The following is a 15,269-nucleotide window of genomic DNA, read 5'->3' as shown; positions in this document are numbered from 1 at the left end:
TCCAAATTACTCAGTAATGAAAGGCTTAAAAGCATCACTATAAATGACCTTAAAACCATCCCCCTGTTTTTCAATCAGCATTATCGCTAACTCTTGCTGTTTGGCAAGCTTTAATGCGTCTTTAGTGCCCATCACCATCATTGCTGTCGCTAAACCATCTGCAACCATACAATCATCATGTAGCACAGTGACTGAAGCCAAAGTGTGCTGAATTGGAAAGCCTGATCTAGGGTCAACAATGTGAGCGAAGCGTTTACCATCTTTCTCAAAATAATTGCGATAATCACCTGATGTGGCCATCGCCATATCTTTTAAAGACACAATTTGTTGCACTTTTCGTTCATCAGTGGTTGGTTTTTCTATCGCGACTTTCCAAGTTGAACCATCTGCTTTAGTGCCTTTAGACTTAAGCTCGCCACCAATTTCTACTAAATAACCAGTGACATCGTATTTATTAAGTATTGATGCAATTTTATCAACACCGAACCCCTTTGCAATTGCCGATAAATCTACATATAAATCATCGCTGCCTTTGATTAGTCGATTACCATCTATCATAACGGCACTAATATTCATCATGGCTTTTGCAGCATCAATTTCTGACTGGACTGGCGGCTCTACACGGCGCTTACCAGGGCCAAACCCCCATAAATTGATCAAAGGACCAACGGTTACATTCAATGCACCATCCGTGAGTTCATTAAGCCTCTTTGCTTCACTTACTACAGTGATAGTATCTGGTGAAACCTTCATACCTTGTCCGTTGAGCAAACGGTTATATGTTGATAGCTCTGAATCTGGACGATAAGTAGACATTTGATCATTGACTTGCTCAAGTACCAAGTCAATTTCAGCGTGAAGAGTATCAAGGTCTGGTACTTTATTATTTGATACCAATTTCACATTATAAGTCGTACCCATTGTGCTGCCAGATAAAGAAATAGTATCTGCCGTTTTACTACATGCTACCAGTCCACCCACAAAGGTGATCAGTAACAGCAAACTCCAATGGATCTGTTGTTTTGCTTTAATCATGAGCTCTATTCCTAATGTTATGTTGTCTTCCGCATAAACAAGTCTAATACACAGCAACAAAAAAGCCGCATGAACTCATTAATTTGAGAATCATGCGGCTTTTTTTATCTGATAATTTTGGGCTTAACCACCAAAGTCATCTAATAAGATGTTTTCGTCTTCAACACCTAGGTCTTTCAGCAAACCGATTACAGCCGCATTCATCATTGGAGGACCACACATGTAGAACTCACAATCTTCTGGCGCTTCATGATCTTTTAGGTAGTTTTCATACAAAACGTTATGAATGAAACCTGTATACCCATCCCAGTTATCTTCTGGTTGAGGATCTGAAAGTGCAACATGCCAATCAAAGTTCTCATTATCAGCGGCTAGGCCATCGAAATCTTCAACGTAGAACATTTCTCGTTTCGATCTCGCACCATACCAAAATGACATTTTACGCTTAGAATTAAGACGCTTAAGCTGATCGAATATGTGAGAACGCATCGGCGCCATACCTGCACCACCACCCACAAATACCATTTCAGCATCAGTATCTTTTGCAAAGAACTCACCAAATGGACCTGATATTGTGACTTTGTCGCCTGCTTTAAGGCTCCAAATGAACGAAGACATTTTGCCACAAGGTAGGCTCAAATTACGTGGAGGCGGCGTAGCAATACGCACGTTCAACATAATGATGCCTTCTTCTTCAGGATAGTTAGCCATTGAATAAGCACGAATGGTTTCTTCGTCAACTTTTGACTCTAACTTAAAGAAGCCAAAATGCTCCCAGTCACCACGGTATTCAGCTGGAACATCAAAGTCAGCATAATTAACATGGTGCGCTGGCGCTTCAATCTGAATGTAACCACCAGCACGGAAAGGTACCGATTCGCCATCAGGAATACCAAGTTTAAGCTCTTTAATGAAAGTGGCTTTGTTATCGTTTGAAATAACTTCACATTCCCACTTCTTCACACCAAAGATTTCTTCGTCCAGCTCGATTTCCATATCGCTTTTAACATTAACCTGACATGATAAACGACAACCATTACGCGCATCACCTTTACTAATATGATCAAGCTCAGTTGGCAGAATATCACCACCACCAGACTTAATATTTACACGACACTGACCACATGAACCACCGCCGCCACAAGCGCTTGATACGAAAATACCGCTTTCAGACAATGCACCGAGTAGTTTACCGCCAGCAGCTGTTGTAATTGCTTTATCTGCATCACCATTAATGCCGATTGTGATGTCACCTGACGCTACAAGTTTTGACTTAGCGAATAAAATCACTAATACCAAAACCAAGACGATTAAGGTAAACATCCCCACGCCTAAAAATAGAATATCCATTAATTTATCCTTGGAGGATCCTAATTACCACACCACTCGCAGCGTCTTATAAAGAGACGCCCGAGAATGACATAAAACCTAAGGCCATAAGACCCGCTGTGATAAAGGTAATACCTAGACCACGCAGACCATCAGGTACATCTGCATATTTCATTTTCTCACGGATACCCGCAAGTAAAACAATCGCCAATGCCCAACCAATGCCTGAACCAATACCAAAGACCACACTCTCACCCAAGTTGTAGTCACGTTCAACCATGAATGATACCGCACCAAAAATTGCACAGTTTACGGTGATCAAAGGTAGGAAAATACCCAATGCGTTATACAGAGGTGGAAAATACTTATCTAAGGTCATCTCTAAGATTTGAACGAGAGCCGCGATTACCCCAATAAAGGTAATAAACTTCAAGAAGCTCAAGTCAGCATCTGGATAGCCTGCCCAAGTTAATGCACCAGGAGCCAATAACCCTTGATAGATAAGTTGGTTTGCAGGTACTGAAATTGCAAGTACAACGATAACTGCTACACCTAAGCCCATAGCTGTGGTGACTTTCTTAGAAACCGCTAGGAAAGTACACATACCAAGGAAAAAGGATAGTGCCATGTTTTCAATGAAAACAGAGCGAATTAACAAACTAAGATAATGTTCCATTGCGCTTACCCTTTCGCTTCTACTTGATCAGGCTTGTAAGTACGAATAATCCAAATCAGAATACCGATCAGGAAAAACGCACTTGGCGGTAGCAATAGCAAACCATTCGGTTGATACCAGCCACCTTCTGAAATCTTTTTCATGATTTCAATGCCAAATAAGCTACCACTACCAAACAATTCACGCACGAAACCAACGGCGAGTAAAATGGCACCGTATCCAAGACCGTTACCGATACCATCCATGAAGCTCATCAATGGAGGAGTCTTCATTGCATAGGCTTCAGCACGCCCCATCACGATACAGTTAGTGATGATCAAGCCGACGAACACCGAAAGCTGTTTAGCAACGTCGTAAGCATAAGCTTGAAGCACTTGGTCAACGACGATAACTAATGACGCAATAATGGTCATTTGCACGATAATACGCACACTGCTTGGAATATGATTACGGATAATCGAAATAAACAAGTTAGAGAACGCAGTTACAGCCGTTAAAGCAAGTGTCATTACCAAAGCCGCTTCCATGCTACTGGTTACCGCTAACGCACTACACACACCCAAGACTTGTAACGCAATTGGGTTATTACTAACGATAGGACCGGTTAGTACCCCTTTAAGTTCTTTAGTATCAGCCATTAGTTTAAGCCTCCATCACGCGCTTTATCAATAAAGCGAGCAAAACCTTCATTACCTAGCCAAAAGTCAATAGAATGCTGTACACCGTTACTGGTTAAAGTTGCCCCTGAAAGTGCATCAACACCGTGCTCAGAAGATGCAATTACAGGGTTTTTAGTAACCTTAATTGCAAGGTTACCCTGCGCATCATACAATTTTTTATTCTTCCACTTTGCGATCCATTTAGGGTTTTGAACTTCGCCACCTAATCCTGGTGTTTCACCTGATCCGGTGAAGTCATAGTAAACCAAGTTCTCAATTGTGTTGAAATCTGGTTTAACCGCTAAAAATGCATACATGGTTGACCACAAGCCGTAGCCTTTGATTGGCAAAATAACGGTATTTAATTGATCTTGCTCATTACGAACTAAGTAAATTACAGCGTTATTCGCAACCCGCTTAACAGAAGCGATATCATTCTTCGGTTTGAATGAAACGCTTAAGTCACGAGCGGCTTTATCCATCTCGAACGTATTACCATCAATATCAGCTACAAAGTCACCTGACGCTAAATTAACTACTTTAGCTTCAACACGTTGATTATAAAGTTCAAGAATTTTTTCTTTCGATACTTTACCTTCACGAGTATTGATAAGGTTCGCGGCTTCAAGAATGTACTTTTGCTTATCCAGTAACTTATTTTGTTCCTGAGTAGGCTTTAAAATTACCGCTGCTGCTGACACTAATACTGAACAGATCAGACACAAACCAACAACGATAAATAAGGTTCTTCCGAACGAATCTTTGTTTGCTGCATTAGCCACGAGCGATCCTCCGTTTGATGTTTGCTTGAACCACGAAGTGATCGAATAATGGTGCAAATAAGTTTGCGAATAAGATAGCCAACATCATCCCTTCTGGGAAGGCTGGGTTAATCACTCGAACAAATACAACCATTGCACCAATCAACATACCGTAAGCTAATTTACCTTTGTTAGTAAATGAAGCCGATACAGGATCTGTTGCCATAAACATCATCCCGAACGCGAATCCACCCAAGGACAAGTGCCAGTACCATGGCATAGCAAACATTGGGTTGGTATCACTGCCAATCACATTCAATAATGTTGATATTGCCGCCATACCGAGCATAACACCTAAAACAATACGCCATGATGCAATGCGAGCATAAATCAGCACCATACCACCAAGCAAAATTGCTAATGTTGATACCTCACCCATAGAGCCAGGAATAAAGCCTAGGAATGCATCCCACCAGCTTTGATCGAACGCATAACTCAATTGACCGGCAGCTGCTTGGCTTAATGCTGTTGCACCTGAAAATCCATCCGCAACAACCCATGTGGTGTCGCCAGACATATTTAAAGGGTAAGCAAAGAATAAGAAAGCACGACCTGCAAGCGCTGGGTTTAAGAAGTTGCGCCCAGTACCACCGAAGATTTCTTTAGCAACAACTACACCGAAGGTAATACCTAATGCAACCATCCACAGAGGAATTGTTGCTGGTAGCGTTAATGCAAACAGAATTGAAGTAACAAAGAACCCTTCGTTAATTTCATGTCCGCGCACCGATGCAAATAAGACTTCCCAGAAACCGCCTACCGCGAATGTAACTGCATAAATCGGCAAAAAGAAACAGGCACCATAAAACATTAAGGTGATCCAGCTTGCATCTTTCGTTAATTCTCCAGCAAATAAACTGAACACATCAACTTGCCAGATATCAGGAGAAGCAAAACCCGCAATTAATGCGTCTTGAGCTTGCAAACCAACGTTATACATACCCATAAACATGGCAGGGAACGTACATGCCCATACCGTAATCATGATACGTTTTAAGTCGATGTTATCACGAACGTGAGTGCGACCTTTGTTTACTTTACCTGGTGTATAAAAACCAGAATATATGGCTTCAAAAAGCGCATACCATTTTTCGTATTTGCCGCCTTTTTCAAAGCTTGGCTCAATACGGTCGAAAAAATTCTTCAAGCCCATTAGCCTTCCCTCTCGATCGTATCTAAACAGTCACGCAGATATGTACCATAGTCATATTTGCCCGGACATACGAACGTACACAGTGATAAATCTTCTTCATCCAGCTCTAATGCACCCAAAGAAGCTGCACCATCATTGTCACCAGAAATTAAATCACGCAGTAACATAGTTGGAAGTATATCGAGTGGCATAACACGCTCATACAGACCAATTGGTACCATAGAACGATCTGACCCACCTGTGCTTGTTGTTAAGCTAAACAAACGTGATGGCGATAAATGAGCCAAGAATGCACGAGTCGCAGAGAACTTTTTCGCACCAGGCATTGCCCAACCAAAAAACTCTTGCTCAGTGCCTTCTTCTACCACGCTTACCTGTTGATGATAGCGACCAAGATAAGCGTGAGGTCCCATCGCTGTGCGGCCATTTAATACTGAACCAGAAATCAAACGGACATTGCCTTCTTGAATTTCTTTCGCCATCAACTCAGCAGTATTAGCTCCTAACACTATGCGTAATAATCTAGGTTTTAACGCCTTAGGTCCGCCAACGGCGATAACACGATTAACGTTCAATGTACCTGTAGTAAATAACTGACCCATGGCGATCACGTCTTGATAGCCAATGTGCCAAACTACGCGATTTGCAGAAGCTGGAAGTAGGTTATGGATATGAGTTCCCACTAAGCCTGCAGGATGAATACCACCAAACTCTTCAACTTGAGCGTTTGCTGATGGGATATCGGCACCTGGAGCTTTACATAGGAAGACTTTACCGTCAGTTAATTGAGCAAGTAGCTTAAGGCCATTTGCAAAATCATCTTTATGTTCATTGATAATAACAACCGGATCGGCCGCTAAAGGTTGAGTATCAATCGCAGTCACGAAAATACCTGCGGCATTTGAATCGACTGCAGGTACTTTACTGAATGGACGGGTGCGCAACGCAGTCCAAAGACCTGATTCAATCAGATTTTCACGGACTTTAGCTGAATCTAAGTTGTCTAATTGTGCTGTGTCATATTTGTCAAAAGTAACGGCATCATCGCCTTCAACGTTAATAACAACAGACTGTAAGACACGCTTAGCGCCTCGGTTAATTTCGGTAACAGTGCCACTCGCTGAAGCGGTATATTTAACGCCAGGGTTTTTCTTATCCTCGAAAATAACCTGACCTTTTTTTACTTTATCGCCGACCTTGATTTTCATCGTCGGACGTAAGCCAATATACTCTTCACCCAGTGTCGCTACCTGTTTAATGGCTGGGCCATTATGGATAACTTGTTCTGGTCCGCCTGCAATAGGCAGTTCCAATCCTTTCTTAATTGTAATCATATCCACAAGCACTACGTTTGAAGGAAATAAAATGCGTACGTCGTCCAAGTCCCTATCGCCACAAGGGTTTCAGGCATTGAGCTGACGCAGAATTATCACAGAAATGCGATCGCAATCACGTTGGTCGCGCGCATTTTACCCCAAATAAAGACGCATCGCCACGAAAAATATAGGTTATTTCAGTGTGGGTATTACGAAAGTCAGCTTTGGTTAAGTTATGTCGATAGAATAATTAACGAACAAATTACAGAGATTAAAATAATTGTTTTGGGTACAATTCAATGGAAGAAAATAAGCACCTGAGCATGCAATAAAACTTGCACTCGATATTCGCTACCGCTATCTTTGCCCCGCCTTATTTTTTGAGAACGCCCATGCCTAATTTTGTATATAACCCTCCTAAAGTGCCTTGGTTGGATATTTTACACCAAGATAAAGATATTATGGTCGTAAACAAGCCAGCAGGATTGTTATCCGTCCCTGGACGAGACCCAAAGCATTCTGACAGCATATACAGTCGTGTGCGCAGTTTGTTTCCAAATGCACAAATCGTACACCGATTAGATATGGCGACTTCAGGTGTGATGGTCGTTGCACTACGCAAAAAAGCAGAAAGCGAACTCAAAAGACAATTTAGAGAAAGGGAAACACAAAAAGTCTATTATGCACGAGTTGCTGGGCATGTAAGCTCAAAAATTGACAAAGTAGATTTACCGTTAATTTGTGATTGGCCTAATCGTCCCAAGCAAAAAGTCGATCACACAGTTGGCAAACCATCACTTACTTACGTTGAAGCAGTGAGCTATGGTAAACGTTCGACACTGGTGAAACTAACGCCGATTACAGGGCGCTCTCATCAACTACGTGTTCACATGATGGCGATCGGACACCCAATCCTTGGTGATGGGTTTTATGCCGATCCATTAGCCAAAAGCCTAAGCTCAAGATTGCAATTACATGCAACGTCTTTGAATTTTACCCATCCTTATTCTCAAGCTTTGCAAACCTTTTCAACATTAGTACCTTTTTTAAACACCTCACCTTCGCAGTAACATTTATTAACATTTATTAACATTTTTAACATAATAACTTTCACGCGCTCAGTTTTAGAGCGTTTTTTTTGTAACTAATTGCTGAGTTTATAGTTTTAGATATCGTAAAAAGTAAAATTTTACTTTTTACTCTCTTACCCAGCGCGAATGTGAATTTTTTGTGAAATAAAGATTACACAAAGCAGCTCTATATGTTAGAAATATTTAAGTGTTAACGGTTCTCGAGGATGAAAACTGTATTTAGCACTTAAAAACAATAAATAAATGTTTGATATTGACCTTTAACAACGTCGTATCTCCTGTTGACAAGGAAAAATAGTTGTGAAAACAAAACTCGCGCTCGCCATATCTGCAGCACTGCTGAGTAGTACTGCTCATTCAGAAAACAATCAATCCGTTAACTCTTCATTAAGTTCACTTTCAAAAACAAGTGTAACAAAGATGAGTAATCAGAATATAAAGCCATTGGAAGATCATCATAATGATAAAGGAGAAATTACATTTCAGTGGGCTAAAAAAGGCGTAACTAAGCCGAATGTGAGCGCCTTAAAAGCAGACATACAAACTTCTGCAGCTGCTGACTTTTATTTAAACAAACTCACAGGCTTCTCAAGTGAAAAAGATAGCCAACTTCGTCCAGTTTTATCGAGCATGCATACCGCGAAAAGTGGGCCTACAGTTGCGACTTATGCTCAAGAATTAAATGGTATTGAAGTATTCAATAAGAAGTTCAGTATCCTTATGGACAAAAGCTATAATCTGGTTGCATCGTCAGGAAGTATGTCGGCTTCAACTGCCGCTGTTGGTACAAGCTTGAAAGGCTTTACTGAATCATTCAGTAATCCAATATCAGCCGTAAAAACCGCAGCTAAAGCAGTTGGTGTTGAAAACATAAATTTAACGTCAACCGAATCAATTGGTAAATATTCAATGTTCGTTGCTGACGAATTGAATACAAACAAAAAAGTTATTGGTACACCAAGAACCAAAAAGGTATATATCGAACTCAATAACAAATTAGTCAAAGCCCACTATGTTGAATTAGAAGTTGCATCTAAAAATTCAGTTGATAGCGATTATTATTCATTCGTTGTAAGCAGTTCTGACAATAAAATTCTTTTCAAAAATAACATGACTGCGAAAGACAGTGATTTTAACTATCGCGTCTATGCAAACGAATCTGGTGCGCCATGGGATAGTCCTCATGGGAATGTTATTCCAGCGACAAGCTCAGACCAAATTGATTCCAGTGAGTATTTAAGTGCTCCTCTTGTTAACCTAGCTCACGGTCCAATTAGCACTCAAGATCCGTGGTTAGCTGAAGATGCGACAACAACTTTTGGTAACAATGTGAGTGCATATGTCGATGCTATCGCACCTGATGGTTTTAGTGCAGGAGATTTTGCAGCAACGACAAACTCTGATAAAACTTTCGACTATGCATACAATGTAGACGAACGTGAAAACTCAATTAACAACAGAAATGCTGCCATCGTAAACCTGTTCTATCTCAATAATTACCTTCACGATCAATTTTATGATCACGGCTTTGATGAATCTTCTGGAAACGCACAAGAATCAAACTATGGACGAGGTGGCGTGGAAGGTGATCCTATTAGAGCTGAAGTACAAGATAACTCAGGCTTTAATAATGCAAATATGTCAACGCCAGCTGATGGTGGCTCACCAAGAATGCAAATGTATCTTTTTGATAGTAAAGATGCTGTTGTTGGTGAAGATTATGGCATTTCTATCACTGCTGGTGACAACACGCTTTTGTCATCGACTCAAAGGGCTTCATTCGGTAAGGGGCAATTTAATATTACCGCTGAAGTTGTCAGAGTAACAGATTCGGTTGATGAAGCTTCTGATGGCTGTACCACATTAGAAAATCCTAATGCTATCCTAGGAAAAATAGCGATAATTAATCGTGGCGTATGTTCTTTTGAAACAAAAGCTGCAGAAGCTGAGAAAGCTGGCGCAATTGCAGCAATTATTGTGAACAACAGAGGTACCACAGAACCAGCACCAGTAGGCGCAGATCCGGATCTTGATGACCCATCCATCCCAACAATGGGATTATCACTTAATGATGGCCAGAAAATATATCAAATGATTGAAGATGGTGAGACAGTTACTGTTTCGATGTTCGATGATAAGTTATACAAAGGCAGTTCTTGGGATAACGGTATTGTCGCTCATGAATGGGGACATTACATCAGTAATCGTCTTGTCGGAAATGGTAATGGCTTGATCAACAATCAAGGTCGCTCGATGGGCGAAGGATGGGGTGATTTCCATGCACTTTTATTATTATCTGAAGAAAGTGACTTAAGCATTGTAGGAAACGATAAGTTACAAAAACCGTATGCAGCGACATCTTACGTTTCTTCTTTTTATAGCGGCATTCGTAATTTCCCATACTCAACGGATATGGACATAAATCCATTAACCTTTAAAGATGTATCTGCTTCATCTCCAAATGTATTCCAACTGGAAAATGGTAGTGCTGAAGTCCATGATGCTGGCGAGCCTTGGGCTGCTATGCTTTGGGATAGTTTTGTTGGCTTAGTTAACGATGAGCGCCATACTTATTCTGAAGCCAAAAGTAGGATGATGGAATACTTAGTTGCAGGTTACAAACTTACTCCAATTGCACCAACTTATACCGAAGCTCGTGACGCATTACTAGCATCAGCTTTAGCCAGTGATGAAGAAGATTACCAAGTCATATTAAAAGCATTTGCACGCCGTGGCATGGGAATTGGTGCTCAATCTCCTGCTCGTGACGATATCACTCATTCAAACGTTGTTGAATCATTCAAAACTGAAGGTTCATCTATAACAGGTGAGAGCCATGAGTTGAATACAAATTACGAAGGCCTTACTGTCGGTTATTGCACTAACGATAATGTATTAGATCAAGGTGAAACAGGTACAGTTAGCTTTACAGTCAAGAATCGTGGTGCATCATCCATCGAAAAATTAGAGGCTACCGTAGAAGTTGTGAGCGATCATGACGTCACTTTTTCTAATGAAGGAAAAGTCGTATTCGAGAACCTCAGTGTGCTTAATAACACTACAAGTAAACCACTTGAATTTAAGATTGATCGTGCTGGAAACGGCGACAACTTGACTTTAAGGCTGCAACTCCCTGTTGAAGGCGAAGACACTGTTGCTCCAGAATATTTTGTAGATTTGCCTGTTAACTATGATTTCAAAGAGAAAGCAGTAAATAATAATTCATCAGTAAGTGGTGTAAATGGATTTGCTGGTCTTAAAGATTTTGTAGAAACGATTTATCAAGGTGGTGATTCCGCTAAGGGCACCTCAGTTACTGATGATCGCTTTTCATTCCTTTTCCCTTGGGCTGAGCAAGATTATTTGCTCATCAACAATAACGGCTTTGAATCAGATGTCGCACTTGAAACAAAAGCATTTTCTGTTGGCTTCGGTGGTGACTTTAAAATTAGTTGGGATCATTACTATGAAATCGAAGATGGCTGGGACGGTGGTGTTGTTGAAATCAGCATAAACAATGGTGAATGGGTTGACGTTACAGAGGTCGGCGGAACGTTTGAAGGCACTGGTTACGATGGAGAGTTGAGAAATCTATTGCCAGAACGTGAAGCGTTTACAGGTTTTGCTTCATTTCCAGGTGGTAGTGAAAGCATTAATTTTGGCACAGGCTTAAATGGTAACCAAGTCAAATTCCGCTTCCGTCTTGTTACTGATCAAAACAGCAACGAGTTTGGCTGGTTTATTGATAATGTTTCACTCACAAACATCACCACTTCAGTATTTCATGATCAAGTTGCTGGACATACCATTGCCTGTGACAATCGCTTACCCAATGTCGTGATTAAAACGAGTGCTGGGGATGTTCAAGAAGGTGAATCAGTTACATTAACAGCGACTGCAATAGATGCAAACGCTGGTGATGAATTGACATATTCATGGAAGCAAACTGTCGGTACTGAAGCGTCAATTTCAGCAAATAACACTCCTGAAATTACATTTACTGCCCCAGAAGTCAACGAAGCTGTTAATCAACTTACGTTCGAACTAACAGTTAATGACGGTACAAGCGATGTTGTTTCGACAGTTGATGTGAAAGTAAGAGATATTCCTGCAGCTGTTGTAACACCAACAGACAATGAAAATAGAAGCTCTAGTGGCTCCCTTGGTTGGTTGGCATTACTGTTAACTCCAATAGCTTTCTTACGCCGTAGAAAAAATTAAGTTTTAGCTATCCCTCTAACTATAAAACCACCTAATGATAGGTGGTTTTATTTTTTCAAATTTACTTTCTATTAGTCGTTACATCACTATGTTAGTCCGACCCATAGAGCTATAATCGACAGATATCTCTACTTTCAAAGCCTGATTCAGTAATTCACGATATAGTTGATATACATTTTGGCTCGAACTCACTTGAACTTTCCAAGTATCTTCAGCTATTTTTCGTATTTCCATTTTGTCATCAAGCACTGCTCTAGGGTGTTTTGAACTAACAACAATTAACTCGCCTTTAACTACACCGTATTCACCCATAGATTTGTTAAACACTCGCTGACCAGAAACCAAACGACGACTATTAGATTCAAACACAGCACCGTTAAAGTACAAGTTATAGAGAGCCTGACTAGTGGATGCTTTATTTGGCAATCGAGTGACTTGGTGCCTATCACTTGAAGAGCCTTGAACTGGCTCTTTTACTACACCATTACATGCTGACAAAAATAACGTACTAAAAACCAATACTATTTTCATATCACTCCTTTGAATTGTGAACTTACTATCCATACTTGAAATATTTAAACCCTAAAAAATTACCAAAAACAAATTTGTTAAAAATAAAATCAGTTAGTTTCAATTTAAAATGAATCACTCATCAACCCTAACAGGCATTCCACTTCTTTGCTCTAGCACTTGCTTTAACAATGAAGAATCCGTCTCAGAGTTCGCAAGAAACCGTTTTACTTTTTGAGTAAACTCAAGCGGTAATACGTCATTAGACTCGTAATCTTCAATGGATTTAGAAAGCGGTTCATGTACCTCGATAAAGCGATGTCCATCAGGGGTAACGGCAACCTTAACGGGATTATTGATAAATTGCACCCGTGTGCCTATTGGCACTTTTTTAAATACTTCTTCAATGTCGTTATTTCTTAAGCGCACGCAGCCATGACTTACTCTAAGGCCAATACCGAAACTCGCGTTGGTCCCATGAATCGCATATAAATTACCAATGTACAGTGCAAACAATCCCATAGGATTATCAGGGCCTGCAGGCCAAACATCTGGGAGTATGTCACCTTTGGCAGCGTGATCGGCTTTAGTTTGAGCTGTAGGTGTCCATGTAGGATTTTCTTTTTTACGATACACTCGAGTTACCCAGTTTTCAGGCGTATCTCGCCCGACTTCTCCAATGCCAATCGGATAAACTTCAACCGTTTTGTCGCCTTTAGGGTAATAGTACAAGCGCATTTCAGCTAAATTAATGATAATTCCTTTATGAGGTGCATCTGGCAAAATTAACTGATGAGGGATAGTCAGTTGAGTACCCGGCCTTGGTAAGAATGGATCGACCCCAGGATTAGCTTGCATAATATTTGTCAATCCAAGTTGAAATTTATCTGCAATGGCTTCTAAAGGTAATTTTCCATTAGGGACGATATAAGTCTCATTATGGCCAACTAATCGACTACCGTCTTCAGGCAATGAATACACAAGTGCCTGACTTGGTAGGCTTATCAACAAACTAATAATAACTAGGCTAATACGTTTCATAGAAAGAACAACACACCTTAAAATACAATAAACTTCTTCCATAATATGTGAATTTAGTAGGTTTTCAAAATGATGCTGTTGAATTGCTTTTCTTTTCACTACAAAACTTATCAGATAAACATTTACCTTTTTCCAACCAAGAGTTTGTATTAAAGTACAAATTTCTAATCACGACTTCTGTTAATGTCATTAAATTCAATAAAAGTTATTGTCGGTTCATTAAACCCTGTAAAGGTCAATGCTACCAAAGCCGTATTCGAAGCCTACTTTCCAAATGTTCTGATTAATACACAAGGAGTAGATGCTCCGTCGAATGTTGCTGATCAACCCATGACAGCCCAAGAAACTCGACAAGGTGCTCTAAATCGAGTATCACATTGCCAAGCTTTGTATCAGGCCGATTATTTTGTTGCCATTGAAGGTGGGTTGGACGTCACACAAGACGGTCCTGTAACATTTGCTTATATCGTTATCTGCCACCAAAAACAGCAAATTGTTACCAAAAGTGCATGCTTACCACTACCTAATATTGTTCATCGACAACTGGTTGCGGGCCAGGAACTTGGGCATGTTATGGACGAATTATTTAATACTGAAAATATTAAACAAAAAGGTGGTGCCATCGGGTTGCTCACCAATCAACTTGCCAATCGTGAAACGAACTATATACAAGCGATCACACTGGCTATGGCTCCTATAACTCACCGAGCACTTTATGAAAAGTAATCTTGAACACATGAACTCAAAACATCAGCACAATGGCTTTATTATCCGCCAGTTAACACTTGAGGATAATGAGCAAATGGCGGAAATTATTAGACTAGTATCGAATGAATATGGATTTTCAGAAAATGAAGGTTATGGAGTGTCTGATTTGGCCAAAAAGCCTTTAAGCCATTACTATAAAAATGAAGTAAGTGGCTATTGGGTCATAGAATATCAAGGTAAGCTAGTGGGTGGAGCTGGCATTTCGCCGATAGAATCGAACGATGTTCGAACTGTATGCGAATTACAAAAAATGTATTTTTTATCAAATACCCGAGGACTTGGACTAGGCCAAAAGCTATCTGAACATTGTTTGAATTTTGCCAAAATGAAAGGCTTTACTCATTGTTATTTAGAAACAACTGCGGTGTTAAAAGGTGCATATCATTTATATAAAAAACTTGGTTTTGAAGAAATTAACCAAAGAATTGGAAATACTGGTCACTCAAATTGTGAAATTCTCATGCTGAAGGCTTTACTTTAGGGTCTGTTGATCTTTCGTGATTGTTTTTGCAGCGATAAATTGGTTATTTTATGCAAGGTAGAGTTTGTGAGGTTTGGTTATTATCGACATACAAAACTGTCGTTACTTCGTTTCCAAATATGAAAACGATAACGCAGCACCTTTTATTTAGAAAGAGCGACCAATTTA

The 15,269-nt window shown here is 40.2% G+C and carries 13 protein-coding genes; 4 read left to right on the top strand and 9 right to left on the bottom strand.

Translation table 11 applies throughout. The features are described from left to right. Positions 1-6: 6 nt before the first annotated feature. The 7 genes from E2I05_RS03470 to E2I05_RS03440 all read right to left on the bottom strand — a co-directional run bounded on the left by E2I05_RS03470 (position 7) and on the right by E2I05_RS03440 (position 7,007). Positions 7-1,035 (bottom strand): FAD:protein FMN transferase, encoded by a 1,029-nt coding sequence (locus tag E2I05_RS03470; protein ID WP_121854060.1) that lies wholly within the window; start codon positions 1,033-1,035, stop codon positions 7-9. A 123-nt stretch (positions 1,036-1,158) separates the two neighbouring features. Next, positions 1,159-2,385 (bottom strand): NADH:ubiquinone reductase (Na(+)-transporting) subunit F, encoded by a 1,227-nt coding sequence (nqrF, locus tag E2I05_RS03465; RefSeq protein WP_121854059.1) that lies wholly within the window; start codon positions 2,383-2,385, stop codon positions 1,159-1,161. A 46-nt stretch (positions 2,386-2,431) separates the two neighbouring features. Continuing rightward, positions 2,432-3,040 carry an NADH:ubiquinone reductase (Na(+)-transporting) subunit E gene (gene nqrE / locus E2I05_RS03460; RefSeq protein ID WP_121854058.1) on the bottom strand — a complete coding sequence of 203 codons (609 nt, stop codon included), beginning with the start codon at positions 3,038-3,040 and terminating at the stop codon, positions 2,432-2,434. A 5-nt stretch (positions 3,041-3,045) separates the two neighbouring features. Continuing rightward, a complete protein-coding gene (locus tag E2I05_RS03455) occupies positions 3,046-3,678 on the bottom strand; it encodes an NADH:ubiquinone reductase (Na(+)-transporting) subunit D (protein ID WP_121854057.1) in 633 nt (210 codons plus the stop codon). Further along, complete coding sequence (locus E2I05_RS03450) at positions 3,678-4,481, bottom strand: Na(+)-translocating NADH-quinone reductase subunit C (RefSeq protein WP_121854056.1); 804 nt, start codon at positions 4,479-4,481, stop codon at positions 3,678-3,680. Before E2I05_RS03450 ends, E2I05_RS03455 begins: the two co-directional genes overlap by 1 nt. Next, on the bottom strand, positions 4,474-5,673 hold the full coding sequence (locus E2I05_RS03445; protein ID WP_121854055.1) for an NADH:ubiquinone reductase (Na(+)-transporting) subunit B: 1,200 nt from the start codon (positions 5,671-5,673) through the stop codon (positions 4,474-4,476). The genes E2I05_RS03450 and E2I05_RS03445 overlap by 8 nt, the downstream gene beginning before the upstream one ends. Beyond that, positions 5,673-7,007, bottom strand: coding sequence for a Na(+)-translocating NADH-quinone reductase subunit A (locus E2I05_RS03440; RefSeq protein WP_121854062.1), 1,335 nt, complete (start codon positions 7,005-7,007; stop codon positions 5,673-5,675). Before E2I05_RS03440 ends, E2I05_RS03445 begins: the two co-directional genes overlap by 1 nt. A gap of 374 nt (positions 7,008-7,381) precedes the next feature. Here E2I05_RS03440 and rluA point away from each other — a divergent pair, with 374 nt between their 5' ends. Together rluA and E2I05_RS03430 are read left to right on the top strand one after the other, a co-directional pair. Continuing rightward, a complete protein-coding gene (gene rluA, locus E2I05_RS03435; protein WP_121854054.1) occupies positions 7,382-8,059 on the top strand; it encodes a bifunctional tRNA pseudouridine(32) synthase/23S rRNA pseudouridine(746) synthase RluA in 678 nt (225 codons plus the stop codon). Positions 8,060-8,380: 321 nt separating this feature from the next. Then, positions 8,381-12,301 (top strand): rhombosortase-dependent M36 family metallopeptidase, encoded by a 3,921-nt coding sequence (locus tag E2I05_RS03430; RefSeq protein WP_121854053.1) that lies wholly within the window; start codon positions 8,381-8,383, stop codon positions 12,299-12,301. Positions 12,302-12,379: 78 nt separating this feature from the next. On the opposite strand, the gene E2I05_RS03425 is transcribed toward E2I05_RS03430, so the two are convergent. Further along, positions 12,380-12,832: a hypothetical protein gene (locus E2I05_RS03425; RefSeq protein WP_121854052.1), complete on the bottom strand. Its 453-nt coding sequence runs from the start codon at positions 12,830-12,832 to the stop codon at positions 12,380-12,382. 114 nt (positions 12,833-12,946) lie between these two features. Further along, positions 12,947-13,852, bottom strand: a complete 906-nt coding sequence (locus E2I05_RS03420; protein ID WP_121854051.1) for a L,D-transpeptidase family protein — start codon at positions 13,850-13,852, stop codon at positions 12,947-12,949. A 183-nt stretch (positions 13,853-14,035) separates the two neighbouring features. On the opposite strand from E2I05_RS03420, the gene yjjX reads away from it, so the two are divergent. Further along, positions 14,036-14,578: an inosine/xanthosine triphosphatase gene (yjjX, locus tag E2I05_RS03415; RefSeq protein ID WP_121854050.1), complete on the top strand. Its 543-nt coding sequence runs from the start codon at positions 14,036-14,038 to the stop codon at positions 14,576-14,578. Further along, entirely contained in the window at positions 14,568-15,101 is a 534-nt protein-coding gene (locus E2I05_RS03410; RefSeq protein ID WP_121854049.1) for a GNAT family N-acetyltransferase, read from the top strand. The genes yjjX and E2I05_RS03410 overlap by 11 nt, the downstream gene beginning before the upstream one ends. The last annotated feature ends 168 nt before the right edge of the window (positions 15,102-15,269 follow it).

This window comes from Parashewanella spongiae (genome assembly GCF_004358345.1).
GTDB classification, from domain to species: domain Bacteria; phylum Pseudomonadota; class Gammaproteobacteria; order Enterobacterales; family Shewanellaceae; genus Parashewanella; species Parashewanella spongiae.
This window is presented reverse-complemented; position numbering and strand designations above follow the sequence as displayed.